General features: G+C 68.5%; 17 protein-coding genes. 5 read left to right on the forward strand and 12 right to left on the reverse strand.

Annotated elements, in window-relative coordinates; translation table 11 throughout:
• Positions 1-13 precede the first annotated feature (13 nt).
• Positions 14-724 carry an HAD family hydrolase gene (locus CFB89_RS24695; protein WP_089470152.1) on the reverse strand — a complete coding sequence of 237 codons (711 nt, stop codon included), beginning with the start codon at positions 722-724 and terminating at the stop codon, positions 14-16.
• A gap of 247 nt (positions 725-971) precedes the next feature.
• On the opposite strand from CFB89_RS24695, the gene CFB89_RS24700 reads away from it, so the two are divergent.
• Both CFB89_RS24700 and CFB89_RS24705 read left to right on the forward strand, forming a co-directional pair.
• Positions 972-1280 (forward strand): helix-turn-helix transcriptional regulator, encoded by a 309-nt coding sequence (locus CFB89_RS24700; protein ID WP_011547377.1) that lies wholly within the window; start codon positions 972-974, stop codon positions 1278-1280.
• An 81-nt stretch (positions 1281-1361) separates the two neighbouring features.
• Positions 1362-2423, forward strand: a complete 1062-nt coding sequence (locus CFB89_RS24705; protein WP_089470153.1) for an alkene reductase — start codon at positions 1362-1364, stop codon at positions 2421-2423.
• An 18-nt stretch (positions 2424-2441) separates the two neighbouring features.
• Here the strand turns inward: CFB89_RS24705 and CFB89_RS24710 are convergent, their stop codons facing one another.
• Positions 2442-2969 (reverse strand): GNAT family N-acetyltransferase, encoded by a 528-nt coding sequence (locus CFB89_RS24710; RefSeq protein WP_089470154.1) that lies wholly within the window; start codon positions 2967-2969, stop codon positions 2442-2444.
• An 87-nt stretch (positions 2970-3056) separates the two neighbouring features.
• Between CFB89_RS24710 and CFB89_RS24715 the strand changes: the two genes are divergently transcribed.
• A complete protein-coding gene (locus CFB89_RS24715; RefSeq protein WP_089470155.1) occupies positions 3057-3668 on the forward strand; it encodes a LysE family translocator in 612 nt (203 codons plus the stop codon).
• 159 nt (positions 3669-3827) lie between these two features.
• Positions 3828-4784: a prolyl oligopeptidase family serine peptidase gene (locus CFB89_RS24720; RefSeq protein ID WP_089470156.1), complete on the forward strand. Its 957-nt coding sequence runs from the start codon at positions 3828-3830 to the stop codon at positions 4782-4784.
• On the opposite strand, the gene CFB89_RS24725 is transcribed toward CFB89_RS24720, so the two are convergent.
• Positions 4785-5705 (reverse strand): phosphatidylinositol-specific phospholipase C, encoded by a 921-nt coding sequence (locus tag CFB89_RS24725; protein ID WP_179233527.1) that lies wholly within the window; start codon positions 5703-5705, stop codon positions 4785-4787.
• 6 nt (positions 5706-5711) lie between these two features.
• Between CFB89_RS24725 and CFB89_RS24730 the strand changes: the two genes are divergently transcribed.
• Positions 5712-6734: a LacI family DNA-binding transcriptional regulator gene (locus CFB89_RS24730; RefSeq protein WP_089470157.1), complete on the forward strand. Its 1023-nt coding sequence runs from the start codon at positions 5712-5714 to the stop codon at positions 6732-6734.
• Positions 6735-6766: 32 nt separating this feature from the next.
• On the opposite strand, the gene CFB89_RS24735 is transcribed toward CFB89_RS24730, so the two are convergent.
• From CFB89_RS24735 to CFB89_RS24775, 9 genes are all read right to left on the reverse strand, one after another.
• Positions 6767-7627, reverse strand: coding sequence for a carbohydrate ABC transporter permease (locus CFB89_RS24735; protein ID WP_089470158.1), 861 nt, complete (start codon positions 7625-7627; stop codon positions 6767-6769).
• Positions 7624-8493 (reverse strand): carbohydrate ABC transporter permease, encoded by an 870-nt coding sequence (locus tag CFB89_RS24740; RefSeq protein ID WP_089470159.1) that lies wholly within the window; start codon positions 8491-8493, stop codon positions 7624-7626. The genes CFB89_RS24735 and CFB89_RS24740 overlap by 4 nt, the downstream gene beginning before the upstream one ends.
• 40 nt (positions 8494-8533) lie before the next feature.
• Complete coding sequence (locus CFB89_RS24745; protein WP_089470160.1) at positions 8534-9772, reverse strand: ABC transporter substrate-binding protein; 1239 nt, start codon at positions 9770-9772, stop codon at positions 8534-8536.
• Positions 9773-10060: 288 nt separating this feature from the next.
• Positions 10061-11269 carry a porin gene (locus tag CFB89_RS24750; protein WP_089470161.1) on the reverse strand — a complete coding sequence of 403 codons (1209 nt, stop codon included), beginning with the start codon at positions 11267-11269 and terminating at the stop codon, positions 10061-10063.
• A 172-nt stretch (positions 11270-11441) separates the two neighbouring features.
• Positions 11442-12380, reverse strand: coding sequence for a helix-turn-helix domain-containing protein (locus CFB89_RS24755; protein WP_089470162.1), 939 nt, complete (start codon positions 12378-12380; stop codon positions 11442-11444).
• Positions 12381-12450: 70 nt separating this feature from the next.
• Positions 12451-13047 (reverse strand): DUF3156 family protein, encoded by a 597-nt coding sequence (locus tag CFB89_RS24760; RefSeq protein ID WP_089470163.1) that lies wholly within the window; start codon positions 13045-13047, stop codon positions 12451-12453.
• The gene (locus tag CFB89_RS24765) at positions 13044-14546 is read right to left on the reverse strand and encodes an APC family permease (RefSeq protein ID WP_089470164.1); all 1503 of its coding nucleotides are present in this window, start codon (positions 14544-14546) and stop codon (positions 13044-13046) included. Before CFB89_RS24765 ends, CFB89_RS24760 begins: the two co-directional genes overlap by 4 nt.
• Positions 14547-14783: 237 nt before the next feature.
• Entirely contained in the window at positions 14784-16124 is a 1341-nt protein-coding gene (locus CFB89_RS24770) for an aspartate aminotransferase family protein (RefSeq protein ID WP_089470165.1), read from the reverse strand.
• A 52-nt stretch (positions 16125-16176) separates the two neighbouring features.
• The gene (locus tag CFB89_RS24775; protein ID WP_089470166.1) at positions 16177-17679 is read right to left on the reverse strand and encodes an aldehyde dehydrogenase family protein; all 1503 of its coding nucleotides are present in this window, start codon (positions 17677-17679) and stop codon (positions 16177-16179) included.
• Between the last annotated feature and the right edge of the window lie 75 nt (positions 17680-17754).

Consider the following 17754-nt stretch of genomic DNA (forward strand, 5'->3'; position numbering starts at 1 on the left):
GGCGAACAACCGGTCAGCCGGCCGGCTGCGCACCGCGTTCGGCGTCGACGCACCGTTCGCCCGAGCGGCACCGCATCTGCTGCACGATCCCGGCCAGTTCGCCGATATGCGTCGGCACCGCGCGCTTGCCGACGCGCGCCCACGCGTCGAACGACGTCATGCCGCTCACCGCGCCGACGAACGGCACGCCGGCACGCTCGGCTGCCAGTGCGTCCACCGCATGGTCGCCGACGTAGATTGCCGCGGCAGCAGGCAAGCCCAGCCGCGCCAGCGCCTGCACGAGCCCTTCAGGGTCCGGCTTGTGGCGCTGCACGTCTTCCCCGCCGATCAGCACGTCGACCAGCGATTGCAAGCCGTTGCGCTCGAGGATCGCCTCAATCCGGTAGCGAAACTTCGACGACACGATCGCGACGGCGAGCCCTTGCTCGCGCAACGCCGTGAGCAGCGGCGGCACTTCGGGATAGATCCGCGTGCCGGGCACCATGATCTCGTCGGCGCGCGCGACGAAGTGCCGCGCGAACGCATCGGCCCGCGCCGCGCCGGTTTCGCCCGTCAACGCACGGAACATGTCCGGCAGCGGCAGCCCGATCACGGCGCCGATCTGCGCGGGCACGGAGCCGGCGGCGCCGAGCTGATGCAACGCGTGCTCGGTGCACGCGACGATCGCGGCGGACGAATCCGCGAGCGTCAGGTCGAAATCGAATATGACGGCCCGGACAGACATGAAAGGACTCAATGAATCAAGCACGACGCCACGTATGTTACGCGGGCGGCGGGTGAGATTGCCGGCAAGACGAACTGAAAGCGCCGGTTCCGTCGACGTCGGCTCACGTCGCCGCTCATCCGGCCCCGAGATGACGGCTTTCTATCAACCCCATTGCCGGCAGTGCTTTCGAGCATATCGTCAAAATACGATATAAGATTCGCCCATCGACGATACTCGTTTGCCCGATCGAAACACCCAGTCTTCCATGCCGACCGAACTCGACATCGACGCGATCCTGAAAGCGCTCTCGAACCCCGTGCGCCGGGAGATCCTCGTCTGGCTGAAAACGCCCGGCGAGCATTTTCCGCAACAGACGCTGCCGTACGAACACGGCGTCTGCGCGGGCCAGATCGACGCGCGCTGCGGGCTGTCGCAGTCGACCGTCTCCGCGCACCTCGCGACGCTGCAGCGCGCGGGGCTCGTGACGTCGACGCGGATCGGCCAGTGGGCGTTCTTCCAGCGCAACGAGGCCGTCATCGACGCATTTCTCGACGCCCTGCGCCGCGAACTCTAGCCAACGGCCGAACCGGCCATGCGGGGCGCCATCGCGCATGACGCGCAGGCTTCCCCGCCTTTCGTGAAGAGGTTATTTGCCATGCCCACGCTGTTCGATCCCGTTACCCTCGGCGACCTGACCCTGCCCAACCGCATCGTGATGGCGCCGCTCACCCGCTCCCGTGCGGGCGCGGCGCGCGTGCCGAACGCGCTGATGGCGCGTTACTACGCCGAGCGCGCGTCGGCCGGCCTGATCATTACCGAAGCGACGTCGGTCACGCCGCAAGGCGTCGGCTATGCCGACACGCCGGGCATCTGGTCCGACGAGCAGGTCGAGGGCTGGAAGCGGATCACGCAGGCCGTGCACGCGGCCGGCGGGCGCATCGTGCTGCAACTGTGGCACGTCGGCCGGATCTCCGATCCGATGTTCCTGAACGGCGACCTGCCGGTCGCGCCGAGCGCGATCGCCGCGGGCGGCACCGTCAGCCTCGTGCGTCCGCCACGTCCGTTCGTGACGCCGCGCGCACTCGAACTCGACGAAATTCCGGGCATCGTCGCCGCGTACCGCAAGGGCGCCGAGAACGCGAAGGCAGCCGGCTTCGACGGCGTGGAAATTCACGGCGCGAACGGCTACCTGCTCGACCAGTTCCTGCAGGACAGCACCAACCGCCGCACCGACGCATACGGCGGCCCGATCGAGCATCGCGCGCGCCTGCTGCTCGAAGTGGTCGACGCGGCGATCGACGTGTGGGGCGCCGGCCGGGTCGGCGTGCACCTCGCCCCGCGCGGCGACGCGCATACGATGGGCGATTCCGATCCGGCAGCCACGTTCGGCTATGTCGCGCGCGAACTCGGCCGTCGCAAGATCGCGTTCATCTTCACGCGCGAATCGTATTCGGGCGACCAGTTGAGCCCGCGTCTGAAGGAAGCGTTCGGCGGCCCGCTGATCGCGAACGAGCAGTTCACGCTCGACACCGCGCAGGCCGCGCTCGCGAACGGCAGCGCCGACGCGATCGCCTGGGGCAAGCTGTTCATCGCGAACCCGGACCTGCCGCGCCGCCTCGAAATCGGCGCGCCGCTCAACCAGCCGGTGCCGGAGACGTTCTACGCGAAAGGCGAAACGGGCTACACCGACTACCCGGCCTTGAGCGACGCGGCCTGACGATGGAACGGCGCGGGTTCAGGCGTGCACGTCCGCCCGCATGAACACGCGCCGCGTTTCATCGAGACCCAGCGCGACGTGGTGCGCGCGGATCGCACGCAGCGCGTCGTCGAGCGCTGCATCGTCGATGATCCGGAAACCGAGGCGCGCGTAATACGGCGCGTTCCACGGCGCGTCGCGAAACGTCGACAGCACCACCTGCTCGACGTGCTCCCGCGCCGCCCGCGCCCTCACCTGCTCGATCAGGCGCGCGCCGATCCGCTGTCCGGCATGCGACGGCGCGACGTCCAGTTCCTCCAGATACAGCCGCCGCGCATCGAGCAGCCGGTAGAACGCGAACCCTACGCACGTGCGTGGCGGATCGACCGCCACATACGCGCGGCCCCCGTCGATGCGCTCGAGCACGGCAGCCGCATCGGTCGGCTCGCCGTCGGCGATGTCGGCCATGCCGATCTCGCGAAACCGCTGCGCGGCGGCGACTTCCACGGCGGCCATCGCGGCCGCGTCTTCACGCGTGGCGGGACGAATCAGGATCGATGCAGGCATGACGGCAATTCAGGCAGGCAGTCTGGAACGGCCGTCACTATAATCGAAACTTCAGACGTTTCGAACGCCCTACCTACGAGGCTTGCCATGACGTTGTCCGCACTCGCCGTCTTCGCCTTCGCCCTGCTCGTCACCGCCGGCACGCCCGGCCCGAGCGTCGCCGCGCTCGTCGCGCGCGTGCTGACGAACGGCGTGCGCGACGTGCTGCCGTTCCTCGCGGCCATGTGGCTCGGCGAAGCGCTGTGGCTCACGCTCGCGGTCGCGGGGCTGTCGGCATTCGCGCACACGTTCGCGACCGGCCTGACCGTGCTGAAGCTGCTCGGCGTCGCGTACCTGCTGTTCCTCGCGTGGAAGATGTGGACCGCGCCGACCGGCACGGATGCGGACGACCTGCCGCGCGGCCAGTCGCCGTGGCGCATGTTCGTCGCCGGCATGCTGGTCACGCTCGGCAATCCGAAGATCATGATCTTCTATCTCGCGCTGCTGCCGACCATCGTCGATCTCACGCACGTCGGCGTCGGCGCGTGGGCCGAACTGGTCGGCACGATGCTCGCGGTGCTGATCCTGGCCGACTGTTTCTGGTCGCTGCTCGCGTCGCGAGCCCGCGCCTTCCTGACGTCGGCGCGCGCAAAGCGGATCGCGAACCGCACGAGCGCGACCGCGATGGCCGGCGCGGCGGTGGCGATCGCGACGCGGTAGTCCGGCGGGCCGCACGACGCCAACGCCTGCCGCCCGTGATGTCACCGCCCGTGCGAACTCCAGCCCCACTCGCCGCACTATCGATTCCGGAGTCCCCGCGCGCTGGCCCGGCCGACGATCCGCAGCAGCGATCCAGTCATGCCCCTGGAGGGATTCAACATGAAAAGCTGGCTGTCGGCTGTCCTGCTCTGCCTGTCCGCCACGATCGCGCACGCGGCCGGTGTCAAGTTCGTCCGGATCCCGGCCGATGCGATCGGCCCCGAACTGAAGGCGGCCGTGTGGACACCCTGCGCGGATGCCGCCCAGACGCTCACGATCGGTCCTTTCGAATTGAAAGGACGGCGCGACTGCCCGACCGTCGGTGACAAGCTGCCGCTCGTCGTGATCTCGCACGGGCATGGCGGCACGCTTCTCGGCCATCACGATCTTGCGCAAACGCTCGCCGATGCGGGCTACGTGGTCGCGGCCATCAACCATCCCGGCGACACCGCGCTCGACATGAGCCGCGCGGACGACATTCACGAGTTCGTCGAACGCCCCGTCGACATCAAGCGCCTGGTCGACTACATGCTCGCCCGCTCGGCCGACGCCGCGCGAATCGATCCCGCTCGGATCGGCTTCTTCGGTTTTTCGCGCGGCGGCTATACCGGGCTGGTGCTGGCCGGCGGCAATCCCGATTACGTGCATGCGCCGGTCGCGTGCACGGACCCGACCTGGCTGATCTGCCGACAGATTCGCGACCGGGACCTCGTTCTTCCCACCCCGGCCCGCGATCCGCGTATCAAGGCCTACGTGCTGGCCGATCCGCTCGACGAATTCCCGGCCGCCGACACGGTGAAGAACGTCCGGGCACCGATCCAGCTCTGGGCCTCGGAAGAAGGGGGCGACGGCGTCGAACCGGCCACCGTCCCCGCGCTGGCCGGCCTGTTGCCACGGCGGCCGGAGTTCCACGTGGTCCGGAACGCCGCGCATTTCGCGTTCGTCGCGCCGTGTTCCGACGCATTGAAACGAATATCGCCACGCGTGTGCGTCGATGCGAACGGATTCGATCGCGTCGCCTTTCACCAGACGTTCGACGCCCAAGCACTCGCGTTCTTCAACGCGAATCTTCGCTGACTAACAGCGAAACGCCTTGCGCCAGACACCCTGCTCCGGCGTGTAGTCGTTGCATTCGATCAACGCACGCACCAACGCCCAGTCGTCGTCATCGCAGAAATCGAGCAGCATCGCACCGTACGGGCCGGGCTGCTCGCGCAAGCGTTCGGCCAGTCGCGCATGAATGCCCTGCACGCGGCCATCCCCACGGGCGACCACCGACGGATTCGCGCCCATCCCCGTACCGCTGCAGAAATTGATTGCCCAGCGGCCGCTGTCCGGCAGCGGCAGATGCGTCAGCAGCGCGTCGATCGCGCGCCACTTCCACGCAATCGACGCGGCCACCGGCACGCGATATTCGTCCTGAATCACGAATGCGCCGTCCGGATGGTCGATCGTAAACGTCGCGTTGTCGGGCCACGCGGTCAGGTCGATGCCGAGCGGCCGGCCGCTGCGAAAGCGCCGCAACAACACGACCGCGCCGCGCACGTCGCCGAGCGCGGGCAGCGTGCCGCCGGCATGCCAGCGCAACCGCGGATGCCGCGCGCGATGCGCATCGAACGTCGCATCGAAACCGCGCGTGCACGCATGCGCCGGCCACTCGTCCTTCACCGACATCACGATGCATTCGCGCGGATGCGCTTCGAGAAAGCGCGTACAGGTGGCCAGCACGTCGTCGAACGTCATGCCGAGCGCGATGCCGCCGTGATGGATGTCGAACGCATCGCGCACGTGCCGGCAGCGGATGTCGAGCAGCCGCACGCCATGGGCGAGCTGCGCATCGAGCGGCGCACGCTGCGTGCGCACGAGTAAATCGTCGACCGTATACGCACAGGTGTCATGGCTGCCCGGTAGGGTCAGCGTATGCAGCGGCCGCGCGTCGTCGAGCGCCGACATCCAGTCGGCAGGCGGCATGCACGTATCGTGGCGCGAAGGGATCATGAATCGATGAATGACAAGGAAAGAAAACCGTGGGTGACGGCGTCGGATGTCGCGGCGCGGGCCGGCGTCTCGCGCTCTGCAGTGTCGCGCGCGTTCTCGCCGACGGCAAGCATCGCGCCGCAAACGCGCGAACGCGTGATGGTCGCCGCGCGTGCGCTGGGCTATCAGGTCAACCTCATCGCGCGCGACATGATCACGCAGCGCAGCAGCATGATCGGCGTCGTGACGGCTGGATTCGAGAACCCGTTTCGCGCGCGGCTGCTGTCGGACCTGATGGCCGTGCTCGGGCAGCGCGCGCTCACGCCGCTCGTGACCAATGCGGAGGATCCGCGCCAGGTTCGGCAATCGCTCGAACAACTGCTCAGCTACCGGATCGCGGGGCTCGTGATGACGTCCGCGTCGCCACCGCTGTCGGTCGCGCAACAGTATCTCGAACACCGGATCCCGGTCGTGATGATCAACCGCGAAGCGAACCTGCCGGGTGCGGATGTGGTCGTCAGCGACAACGCGGCGGCCGCCACCTGCGCCGCGCAGCGGCTCGTGCAGGCCGGCGCGCGCCGGCTCGCGTTCGTCGGGCCGCGCGGCACCAGCTACAGCGCGCGTTCGCGCGCCGCGGCGTTCGAGCAAGCGCTCGGGCCACGCGACGCCTCCGACGCGACGCTCGTACGCGTGCTCGATACACCGTCCGACACCCACGCCAGCGGCGTCGACGCCGCGCGGCAACTGTTCGCGACCGGCGAGCGGCCCGACGGCGTGTTCTGCTCGTCCGACCTGCTCGCGCTCGGCGTGATCGACGTCGCGCGTCGCGAATTCGGCTTGTGCGTGCCGGACGACCTGCGCGTGATCGGCTTCGACGATATTCCCGCCGCCGAATACGATGCGTATCGGCTGACGACGCTGCGGCAGGACACGCGCGGCCTCGCGCACGCGGCGATCGACCTGCTCGCCGACCGGATGCAGACGTTCGACGGCCCGTCGCGCACGCGCGTGGTGCCGGTCACGCAGGTGGTGCGCAACAGTTGCGCGTGACGACGCAGGACGGGACGCGGCCAAGCCGCGCGTCACTTCAGCCCGCCCGCGAACCCGCGCAACAGGTAGCGCTGCACATAACCGGCCACGGCCAGCGCCGGCAGCGACGCGATCAGCCCCGCGCTCATCAGGTCGCCCCAGTCGATGCCGTTCTCCGTCACGTAGCCGGCGATCGCGAGCGGCAGCGTGAAGCGGCTCGGCGTCGACACGAACAGCAGCGCGATCAGGAATTCGTTCCACGCCGCGATGAACACGAAAATCGCGGTCGCGATCAGGCCCGGCGCGCACAGCGGCAGCACGATCTGCACGAGCCGCCGCGCGAGCCCCGCGCCGTCGATGCACGCCGCTTCCTCGTATTCGATCGGCACGTCGCGCACGAACGCGAGCAGCATCCAGATCGCCATCGGCAACGCGTAGATCTGGTACGCGAGCATCAGGCCGAGCGTCGAATCGAGCAGGTGCAGCCGCTTCGCGAGCGCGAACAGCGGCACCGCGATCGTGATCGGCGGCATCAGCTTCAACGCCAGCACGAGCATCAGGAACAGCAGGTCGAGCCGCGCCGGAAACCGCAGCCGCACGAGCGCATACGCGGCCGGAAACGCGAGCGCCAGCGCGAGCAGCGTCGTGCCGAAGCCGACCAGCAGCGAATTGAACAGCGGCGCGCCGATGCCGTTCGACCATACCGACGCAAAATGCGCGAGCGTCGGCGCGGCCGGCCAGATCCGCAACGGATGATCGAGACGTTCGAGCGTCGGCATGAAGGCCGCGCCGGCCATCCACAGGCACGGCAACAGCAACAGGGCGAGCGCGACGACGCGCAGTGCCCATGGCACCGCGTGACCGAATGCAGCGCCCGTTCGTGCGCGAGAGATGCCTGCGGCTTGCGTCGTCATGCGCGCCGCTTGCGAACCGTCTGCCATACGTACCCCGAGACCAGCAGCGCGGACGCCGCGAGCATCAGCACCGACGCGGCACTCGCCGGCCCGACGTTGAAGAAGCGGAAGCCCGTGTCGTAGATATAGGTCGACAGCGTCTGCGTCGCATTGCCGGGGCCGCCGCCCGTCAGCGCATAGACCTTGTCGAACAGCTTGAACGTGTCGATCGAGCGCAGCAGCAGCGCGAGGCCGATCTGCGGGGCCGCGAGCGGCAGCGTGACGTCGCGCAGGCACTGCCACTCGCTCGCGCCGTCGGTGCGCGCGGCTTCGTACAGCTCCTGCGGGATCGATTGCAGCCCGGCCAGCACGATCAGGAACGCCATCGGCGTCCACTGCCACACGTCAACGAGCGCGAGCGACCACAGCGCGAGATGCGGATCGGACAGCCAGCGCACGCCTTCGATGCCGAACGCGGCGAGCAGCGCGTTCAGGAACCCGTCGAAGTTCAGCCAGTTGCGCCAGATCGCCGAGCACACGAGCGTGGACAGCATCATCGGCAGGATCGCGAGCGGCAGCGCGATGCGCCGGCCCGGAAACGCGCGCACGAACAGCAGCGCGAGGCCGAAGCCGAGCGCGACTTCGGCCAGCGACGCGACGATCGTGAAACGCAGCGTGTTGCCGAAGCCGGCCGTAAACGCGTCGTCGCCGAGCACCGCGCGATAGTTCGCGAGCCCCGCGAACGCGCGATGGCCCGCCGAATAATCGACCCGGCAGAACGAGTCGATCAGCACCTGCGCGACCGGATACAGCGCGAGCGCGGCGAGCACCAGCAGCGCGGGCCCGAGCAGCGCGGCGAACGGCAGGCTGCGGCCGAAGGCTTTCATGCGCGACCTCCGGTCACCGGGTCGACGTCGACGTGCGCGGTCACTTGCCGGCCGCGGCCGTCGCCTGCGCGATCTTCTGCTGCGCCTGGCGCAGCGCGGCGTCGGGCGCGGCCTGCCCCGTCAGCGCGAGCTGCAACTGGTCGCCGAGAATGCTCTCGACCTGCTGCCAGTCGGTCACGCGCGGCCGCGCACGGCCGGCCTCGAGCGCCTTCAGTTGATCGGGATACCAGCGGTACTGGCGCACCAGCGCCGGATCGTTGAACACGCTGCGGCGGGTCGGCGGAATGCCGATGCCGGCGAGGCGCGTCTGCGTATCGCGCGAGCTCAGGTAAGCGAGGAAGTCCTGCGCGAGCTTCGCGTGCGGCGCGTCCTTCGGAATGCCCATCTGCCAGATGCCGAGCATCGGCGCCGGGCCCGCGGTCTGCCCGGGCGGCGGCTGCAGCGCGATCTGTCCGACCACGCGCGACTGCTTCGGATCGTCGAGCGCCGGCACCCAAGCCGGCCACACCTCGATCGACTGCGCGGCCGTGCCGCGCTGCAGCGCGTCGCGCACTTCGGCCGCGCCGTACACGTCGACGTCCTTCGGCGCGAACGCCTTCAGCGCGAGGAACGTCTTCAGCGCGGCCTGCGCTTCGCGTGAATCGATCGTCACGTTGCCGGCACGGTCGAACACGTCGCCGCCGTATGCCCACAGGATCGGCAGGAAGCCCGTGACGACCGGGTTGCCCTTCGTGCCGCGGAACACGACGCCCGACACGCTCTTGTCCGCGGCGCCGACGGTCCGCGCGATCTTCAGCACGTCGTCCCAATTGCGCGGCGGTTGCAGCTTGTACTTCGCGAGCAAATCCTTGCGGTACGCGAACATCTCGACGTTGCCGACGATCGGCAGCGCGTACAGCGCGCCCGCCGCGTTGCGGCCGAGCGCGACGGCGGACGGCACGAGATCGGCGTCGGCGAGCGACGCAGGCAGCGGCTTCAGCCAGCCGTTGCCGATGAATTCGGGCGCCCACGTGTCGTCCATCATCACGAGGTCGTACGCGCCGGTGCCTTCGCGCATCGACAGCTTCAGCTTCTGGTACAGGTTCGCGTTCGGCAGCTTGAGCAATTCGATGTCGGTGCCCGGGTGCAGCTTGGTGAAGCCGGCGACGGCGTCGGCGAGCCCCTTGCCGTAGATGTCGTCGCGGCCCGCGATGACGAGATCCGCCGCGAAGGCGTGCGTGGCGACAACGGATAGCGCAACGGCGGCGGACAGCGCGCGCAGGCGACTCAGCAGGGTCATGTGGTCTCTCTCGATCGGCGTGTGGAGCGGAACGGTCATGCGTTGCACACGTGTGCAACGCCGGCGACACGTCGGGTCGCCTGAAGCGTCGCCATTGTTCACGCAGACCGTGAAGGTATTGTGGCAACCCGCAAAACCGGGCGACCTGACGCACGCATTCCCTCTCCAGGCCCGTTCAGTCGAGCAGACGGACGGTTTTTTCAGACATCGCTTTCCATCATCCGACCGTCGCCGCCTCCATGCGCCGGCGGCACGCGACCGGCGTGCCGCCGCCAACCGCATTCAGCGTCAGAAGTTCACACGAATCCCGGCCATCACCGCCAGTTGCCGGCTCGAATTGCTGTTCACGAGCACCGGAATCTGCGCATAGTTCGCCGCGTTGCCGTCCGCGTCGGTGCCGAGCCCCGTGCCGCTCGCGATCTGGCCGATCGCGACCGCATACAGCGCGGTGCGCTTCGACAGGCTGTAGTTCGTGCCGACGTTCAACTGGTGGAAGCGCGTCGTGCCGCGCCCGTCCGTATGCGCGGCGTTGAAGATATACGCGACGCCGCCCTGCAATGCCGGCGTGAACATGTACGTGACGTTCAGCTCGCCGATGTCGAACGTGAACGCCTGCGTGCGCGGCTGCGCGGCGGTGGAGAAATAGCGGCTGTCGCCGAGGCGCGTATGCGTGTAGGTCAGCGCGACCGTCGCCGCCCCGAGCGTGACCGACCCGCCCGCGCCGAACGCGCGCATCGAGCCGGCATCCTGGAGCAGGCAATACATCGCTCCCGGGTTGCTGCACGCGAAATCGCCGATATAGCCGCTCGCGCCGCCGAGCGCCGCGTCGAGCGGCTGATGCAGGTCGAGGTAGCCGACCGAGAACGCCACCGGCGAGCGCGTGTACGTCGCGGCCACCGCATAGCCGCGCTTCGCGGAAAAATCGCCGGCCTGCCCGCCGAAGCTGAACGTGCCGCCGAACGTGAGGCCGTTGAAATCGGCGCTGGTGAACTTCACAGCGTTGTTGAAGTTGAACGCGGCATTCAGGTTGTCGACGTCGCCCAGATGCGAGCCGTACGGCGTCGCCCAGTTGTTGCTCGATACGTACGCGCCGAGCATGTCGGTGTACGAGTCGTATTGCCGGCCGAGGCCGAGCGTGCCGATCCCGTCCTGGCGCAGCCCGACCCAGGCCTGCCGGCTGAACGCGGTGCCGCCCTGCAGCGCCTGCCCGTTCGCGGACAGGAATTGCTGCTCGAGCGTGAATACCGCATCGAGGCCGCCGCCGAGCGGCTCGGCGCCCTGGAAGCCGAAGCGCGACGGCACGAGGTTGCCGCCGCCCATCTGCCACGCATGGCCGCCGCCCGTGCTGCCGTCGGCGCGCGTGAACTGCTGGTTCGTCGAGTAGATGATGCCGGTGTCCACGGTGCCGTACAGCGTCACGCTTCCCGAAGTCTGCGCGTGCGCGTGCAGGCAGCCCAGCATGGCCGCGGCCGCGGCCAGTCGTCGTCCGTTCTTCATGTCCCGCCCCTCAATGGTCATCGGTTGGCAGTGCAAACCGACGGTGTTGTCGATATGGGTTGGCAGGACTTTATCCAGCGAAAATTCCGGACCTCTATCCCAAATCAGCAAACCGTGATGGGGACGGGCAATACACGACGGCGCCCGGCGGCGGCGCCACGGTGGGAAGGCGTCAGTCGGGACGCAAGGTTTGCGACGGCAGCTCGCCGAACAGGTCGCGATACTCGCGCGCGAAATAGCCGAGATGCGTGAACCCCCAGCTCGCGGCGGCTTCGCCGACGCCGAGCTGCTGCGCCGACGTCGTGCGCAGCAGGCGGCGCACCGCGTTCAGCCGGATCGTGCGCAGGTAGCCGACCGGCGTGACGTCGGCCACGCGTTGAAAGCTCGTCTGCAGCGTGCGGCGGCTGCAGCGCAGTACGCGGCACAGTTCGAGCACGGTGACGGGTTCTTCGGGCCGCTCGCGCAGATGCTTCTCGCAGCGGCTCACGATATCGCTGTAGGTGGCGTGCGTGATGTCGCGGCGCTCGACGTCGATGCCGTGTTCCAGCGCATCGAGGAACATGCCGAGCATCGCGTCGCGAAACATCTTGCGGGTGGCCGCATATTCGAGGCAACCCGGGTTGCGCTGCGCATCGTCGATCAGCGCCGACAGCCGCGCGCCGAGCGCGACGCCCTGCGCGTCGGACAGCCGCGTCACGTGCCGCAGCCTGCGCGCGGCGGCCGCGCCGAATTCGGCTTCGCACAGCTCGTCGACCATGTCGGACGCCGCGCTGATCCCGACGAGCCCCATCCCTTCCGGCGTGTGGAATTCGAAATCCTCGCCGGCGCGCAGCGCGAGCAGCGCATAGCCGTCGACCGGCTGGCCCTGGAACGTCCCCGCGAGCGGCACGGACAGCGGCACCGCGAGCGACGTGCGACCGGCCGGCGCGAGGCCGGTTTGCGCGACGCGGCGGTTGGTCGTCTCGCGGAAGAAGTGGAAATCGTCGTACAGCACCTGCGTGACGGTGCCCTTGAAGCGGCCCGGCGTCATCTGACGGTACACCTGATGCCAGCCCGCGATCGCGAGCCCGTGATCGTGCACGTCTTCGTGTGAGCGTGACTGGAACAGCATCGGCGTCTCCGGTAAAACCCTTGGGTGCTGGATGCGGCCGCCGGGTTCGCACGGCACGCATCGCCACAGCTTACCCTCGCAAAATCCTGCGTAGTACGGTTTCGAACGCAAGACAGGCCGCCGACAGCGCGGCGGCCTGCTCGTCGATCAGCCTGACGTAACGGCGAAACGACGGCATCCGGTTCACGACCTCGCTGCCGCCGAACGGCACGATCGCGAGGGTCCAGCGGCCGTCGCGCGCGCCGATCGCGCAGTCGGTCAGGTGCAGCGGCCGCAGCGCGTCGGCCAGCGCCGGCTCGGCAAGCAGCGCGGCCAGCGTGTCGACGAACACAGGGTCGCATCCGGACACAAGCGCGGCATCGATGCCCGTGCGGCGCAACCAGCCGGTCTGCCGCACGCGCGCGCCGCCCTGCGCGGCCGGGCCGTCAGCCGCCACCGTCACCATCACGTTGACCGTATGCATCAGGAACTGGCGCTCGACGCACTCGTCGACGCTCACGCGCACGCCGTTCGGCAGCCGTGCCGTGACGCCGCCGACGCCGCCGGCATCGTCCGCATCGCGCACGGCCCGCAGATCGGCGAGCACGCGCGCGGCGATCGCGCCGGGCCGATGGCCGGGCGGCGACGCATCGGGCGCCGCGCGCCACCGGACGAGCGCGGCCTTCACGATGCGACGTGCTCGTTGCGCAGCACGTCCTCCACCGGCACCGGCCTGAACGGATGTCGGCGCTGCACGACGAGCGTCCAGAACAACGCGTACAACGCGGTGAGCCCCAGCATCGCGCCGAACGGCACGTAGATGTCGCGCGCGTTCATGCCGGGCGGCGTGATGTACCAGATCGCGAGCACGATCCCGACGCTCGACACGATCTGCGGCAGCGGGAACAGCGGCGAACGGTACGGCCGCGGCAGATCCGGGCGGCGGATGCGCAGCATCACGACCGACGCGGTGACGAGCAGGTACGCGGTGCCCCATGCGCAGGTCGCGGCGAGCACGAGGTGCAGGATGCTGTCGAGATTGCCGTTGATCAGCCATGCATGGAAGATCGGCACGATCGCCGACGCGACGATGCCGACCACCGGCGTCTTGAAACGCGGATGCAGGTATGCGAAATAGCGCGGCAGCGCGCCGTCGATCGCCATCCCGTACAGGATGCGCGGCAAGCCGGCCATCAGCGTGTTGATCGTCGCGGCGCCCGCGCACAGGAACGCGATGCCGAACCAGATCCGCCCGAACGGCCCGAGCACCTGCAGCGCGAACGCGGGAATCGCGCCCGGCGTGTCGAGCAGGTGCGTGAGGCCGTCGGGGCTCACCGGCACGTTCGCGACCTGGCGGCGGATCGCCGCGCCGTACAGGAACATGCAGATCGCGACGCCGACGAGGCCGAGCGCCATCGCACGCGGGATCGTGCGGCCCGGCGCCTTCATTTCGGGCGCGAGCGGCGTGACGAACTCGCAGCCGACGAACATGAACATCGCCATCCCGACCAGCGACAGCACGGCCGGGACCGACGTGCCGACTTCCGAGCCGCCGAACCAGCCGTCGAGATGCACGGCCGGCGCCGCAGCGAGACCGAGAATCCCGAAGATCATCAGCGACAGCCACATGCCGGCCGTCAGCACGATCTCGAGCTTGCTGAACACCTTGATGCCGATGATGTTGGTGATCGCGAACGTGACCACGAGGCCGACGCCGACGAGCCACGAACTGTTGTGCTTCTCGAGCGCGGCGTTCAGCGATTCGAAGTTCACGAGCGCCATGATGCCGCTCAGGATCGTCTCCGCGGTGCCGGCGAACACGTGGACGAGGAAATACGCGGAAATCGTGCCGGTGATCGCCCAGAAACGGCCGAGCCCGCACGACAGGTAATCGTAAACCGAGCCTGCCGTCGGCAGCATCGCGGCGGCTTCGGAGAACGTGGTGGCCTGCGCCTGCATCATCACGAACGCGATGATCATCGCGACCGCGAACGCCCAGCCGCCCATCCCGAAGCCCGACGTCGCGGTGAGGATCACCGGGCTCGCCATGATGAGCCCGACCGCGCTCGCCAGCGCGGTCGGAAAACCGACCGCACCGGCCTTCAATGCGGTGCCGCCGCCTGCTTCGGCCGACGCACCGGCGGACGTATCGCCCGCGGCGCCGGTCAATCCCGACCATCCCGACATCGTTGCCTCCTTCGTGGGTTGGCCCGAACCGGCGCTTCGTCGGCGGCCGGGGCCAGATGCTGTGCGGTCGGCCCCGGGCGGTGCTTCAGCGCGTCGATTCCGGGGCCCCTCGTCGATCACGGCGTGATCCGATGTCGAAAAAATACGCAGGCAAAATAATCCGGTCATAGCGCAAATCGGCAAACCCGCGATGGCGTTTACCCGCCGCCTCGGGTTGGCCGTCGCGCGGTCAGGCCGTCAGGCGAACGGCACGGCCTCGAAACCGGCCGCGAGCGCGTCGACGATCCGGTCGAGCTGCTCGCGCTGGATCACGAGCGGCGGCGACAGGATGATCTTCGTGCCGACCGGGCGCACCAGCACGCCGTTCTCGCGCGCGACTTCCGCGACCGCGTTCGCATAGCCCGACAGCGGATCGATCGGCTCGCGCGTGTCCTTGTTCGCGACGAGATCGAGCGCGAGCATCAGCCCCTTGCCGCGCACCTCGCCGACCGCCGCGAAGCGTTCCGGGAAAGATTGAAGCGCTTCGAGCAGATACGCGCCCTGCTTCGCCGCATTCGCCGGCAGGTCTTCCTTCACGACGATGTCGAGGCTCGCGATCGCGGCCGCGCATGCGACCGGGTGGCCGGCGTACGTGTAGCCGTGCATGATCGCGCCGCCGAAATCGGCGTTCGCGGCGAACGCGTCCTCGATCCGCGCGTTCACGACCGTCGCGCCGAGCGGCACGTAGCCCGACGAAATCCCCTTCGCGAGACACATGATGTCCGGGCGCACGCCCCAGCCGCGGCTGCCGAACAGGCTGCCGCTGCGGCCGAAGCCCGTCACGACCTCGTCGGCGATCAGCAGCACGCCGTAGCGGTCGCACACCTCTCGCACCAGCGGCCAGTAATTGGCCGGCGGCACGATCACGCCGCCCGCGCCCTGGATCGGCTCCGCGATGAACGCGGCGACGGTGTCCGGGCTCTGGAACTGAATCTCGCGCTCGAGCATTTCCGCGCAGATCCGGCCGAGTTCCTCCGGGTCCTGCGTGAACGGGTTGCGGTACAGCCACGGCGTCTCGACGTGGAAGCAGCCGGGCAGGTTCGGCTCGTAATTGCGGCGGAACACCGTATTGCCGTTCACCGACGCGCCGCCGAAATGCGTGCCGTGATACCCCTGCTTCAGCGAGATGAACTTCGTGCGATCCGCCTGGCCGCGCACCTTCCAGTACTGGCGCGCGATCTTCAGCGCGGTCTCGATCGAGTCCGACCCGCCCGAGCTGTACAGCACGCGGCGCATCCCTTCCGGTTCGAGCATGTCGATCACCTTCTTCGACAACTCCTCCGCGCGCGGATGCGAAATGCCGTCGAACAGCTGGAAGTATTCGAGTTCGTCGAGCTGGCGCACGATCGCGTCCTTCACTTCCCGGCGGTTGTGGCCGACGTTCACGTTCCACAGGCCCGCGACGCCGTCGACGAGCTGCTTGCCGGTTTCGTCGAATACGTAGCAGCCGTCGCCGCGCACGATGCGGATCGGCTTGCGCTGTTTCATGTCGTTCGGGTGCAGCATCGGATGCCAGAATTTCGCTTCGTTGTAGCTCATTGCAATCTCCACGGTAGGATCGGTTTTCGCGGTTTTGGGATTGGCCCGCGCGTCAGTGCGCGATGCAGACGGATTTGGTTTCGGTGAAGCCTTCGATCGCGTACTGGCCGAATTCGCGGCCGATGCCCGATTGCTTGTAGCCGCCGAACGGCATCGACGGGTCGAGCGGGATATGGCAGTTCACCCACACGGTGCCGGCCTCGATCCGCGGCACGAGGTTCATCACGCGTTTCAGGTCGTTGCTCCAGATGCTCGCGGCGAGACCGTACGGCGACGCGTTCGCGAGGCGCACCGCATCGGCCGCGTCGTCGAACGGCACGACCACGATCACCGGGCCGAATACCTCGTCGTGGACGATCGCGCTGTCCGGGGGCGGATCGGCGATCACGGCCGGCTTCACGTAATAGCCGGGCAGGTCGTCGGCCGGCGTGCCGCCCGCGAGGAACGTGAGGCCCGCGCGACGCGCGCCTTCGATGTGCTGGACGACCTTGTCGCGATGGTGCGCGGACACGAGCGGGTTGATCTGCGCGGTCGTGTCGAGGCCCGCGCCGAGCTTCATCGACTGCGCGACGCCCGCGAGGCCGTCCGCGAGCTGCGCGAACTTGCTGCGATGCACGTAGATGCGCGACGCGGCCGCGCACACCTGCCCCTGGTTGAAGAATGCGCCGGCAGCCACCCCGTCGAGCGCGTGCGCGACGTCGACGTCGTCGAGCATCACGATCGGGTTCTTGCCGCCGAGTTCCAGCGAGAAGCGCGTCATGTTCTGCACGGCCGCCGCGCCGACCAGCTTGCCGGTCGCGGTCGACCCGGTGAACGAGATCTTCGCGATCGACGGGTGGCTCGCGAGCGCCGAACCGCAGACGCGGCCGCCCGTGACGACGTTGAACACGCCCGGCGGCACGCCGGCTTCACGCGCGAGTTCGGCGAGGCGCAGCGCGGTGAGCGGCGTTTCCGGCGACGACTTCAGCACGATCGTGCAGCCGGCCGCGAGCGCGGGAATCAGCTTCCACACCGCGATCATCAGCGGGAAATTCCACGGCACGATCGCGGCGACCACGCCGACCGGCTCCTTGCGCGTATAGGCCGTATAGCGCGCGCCGGGCGGAAACGGGATCGACACGTCGAGCGTCTGGCCGGTGATCTTGGTCGCCCAGCCGGCCATGTAGCGCACGTATTCGACGCTCGCGCCCACTTCGACCGCGCGCGACACGTGAATCGACTTGCCCTGGTTCAGCGTTTCGAGCTGCGCGAGCGTTTCGGCGTCGGCTTCGATCAGGTCCGCGAGTTTCAGCAGGATGCGTTCGCGGTCGGCCGGCCGCAGCCCGCTCCAGACGCGCGCGTCGAACGCGCGTTTCGCACTGGCGACCGCGCGGTCGACGTCGTGTGCGTCTGCATCGGCGACGGTCGCGAGCCGCTCGCCCGTGGCCGGGTCGTGCACGTCGAGCCGCGCCGCCGCGTGCGCGGGCTGCATGGCGCCGTCGATGAAGAGGCCGAAGTCGCGCGCAACGAAGGTGCGCACGGTGTCGCTGACGGCGACGAAGTTCGTGTTGCTCATGGGCGTCTCGTTGATTGTCGTGGCTGGACCGTGTGCCGGTGAGCACGCGGGCGTCGGACCACTGTATCGACGAGG

The organism is Burkholderia sp. AU16741 (genome assembly GCF_002223345.1).
GTDB classification, from domain to species: domain Bacteria; phylum Pseudomonadota; class Gammaproteobacteria; order Burkholderiales; family Burkholderiaceae; genus Burkholderia; species Burkholderia sola.

Bases quoted from the DNA above. Each gene is read 5' to 3' on its own strand.
- CFB89_RS24695 (WP_089470152.1), bottom strand. From the start codon at position 724: ATGTCTGTCCGGGCCGTCATATTCGATTTCGACCTGACGCTCGCGGAT.
- CFB89_RS24700 (WP_011547377.1), top strand. From the start codon at position 972: ATGCCGACCGAACTCGACATCGACGCGATCCTGAAAGCGCTCTCGAAC.
- CFB89_RS24705 (WP_089470153.1), top strand. From the start codon at position 1,362: ATGCCCACGCTGTTCGATCCCGTTACCCTCGGCGACCTGACCCTGCCC.
- CFB89_RS24710 (WP_089470154.1), bottom strand. From the start codon at position 2,969: ATGCCTGCATCGATCCTGATTCGTCCCGCCACGCGTGAAGACGCGGCC.
- CFB89_RS24715 (WP_089470155.1), top strand. From the start codon at position 3,057: ATGACGTTGTCCGCACTCGCCGTCTTCGCCTTCGCCCTGCTCGTCACC.
- CFB89_RS24720 (WP_089470156.1), top strand. From the start codon at position 3,828: ATGAAAAGCTGGCTGTCGGCTGTCCTGCTCTGCCTGTCCGCCACGATC.
- CFB89_RS24725 (WP_179233527.1), bottom strand. From the start codon at position 5,705: ATGATCCCTTCGCGCCACGATACGTGCATGCCGCCTGCCGACTGGATG.
- CFB89_RS24730 (WP_089470157.1), top strand. From the start codon at position 5,712: ATGAATGACAAGGAAAGAAAACCGTGGGTGACGGCGTCGGATGTCGCG.
- CFB89_RS24735 (WP_089470158.1), bottom strand. From the start codon at position 7,627: ATGACGACGCAAGCCGCAGGCATCTCTCGCGCACGAACGGGCGCTGCA.
- CFB89_RS24740 (WP_089470159.1), bottom strand. From the start codon at position 8,493: ATGAAAGCCTTCGGCCGCAGCCTGCCGTTCGCCGCGCTGCTCGGGCCC.
- CFB89_RS24745 (WP_089470160.1), bottom strand. From the start codon at position 9,772: ATGACCCTGCTGAGTCGCCTGCGCGCGCTGTCCGCCGCCGTTGCGCTA.
- CFB89_RS24750 (WP_089470161.1), bottom strand. From the start codon at position 11,269: ATGAAGAACGGACGACGACTGGCCGCGGCCGCGGCCATGCTGGGCTGC.
- CFB89_RS24755 (WP_089470162.1), bottom strand. From the start codon at position 12,380: ATGCTGTTCCAGTCACGCTCACACGAAGACGTGCACGATCACGGGCTC.
- CFB89_RS24765 (WP_089470164.1), bottom strand. From the start codon at position 14,546: ATGTCGGGATGGTCGGGATTGACCGGCGCCGCGGGCGATACGTCCGCC.
- CFB89_RS24770 (WP_089470165.1), bottom strand. From the start codon at position 16,124: ATGAGCTACAACGAAGCGAAATTCTGGCATCCGATGCTGCACCCGAAC.
- CFB89_RS24775 (WP_089470166.1), bottom strand. From the start codon at position 17,679: ATGAGCAACACGAACTTCGTCGCCGTCAGCGACACCGTGCGCACCTTC.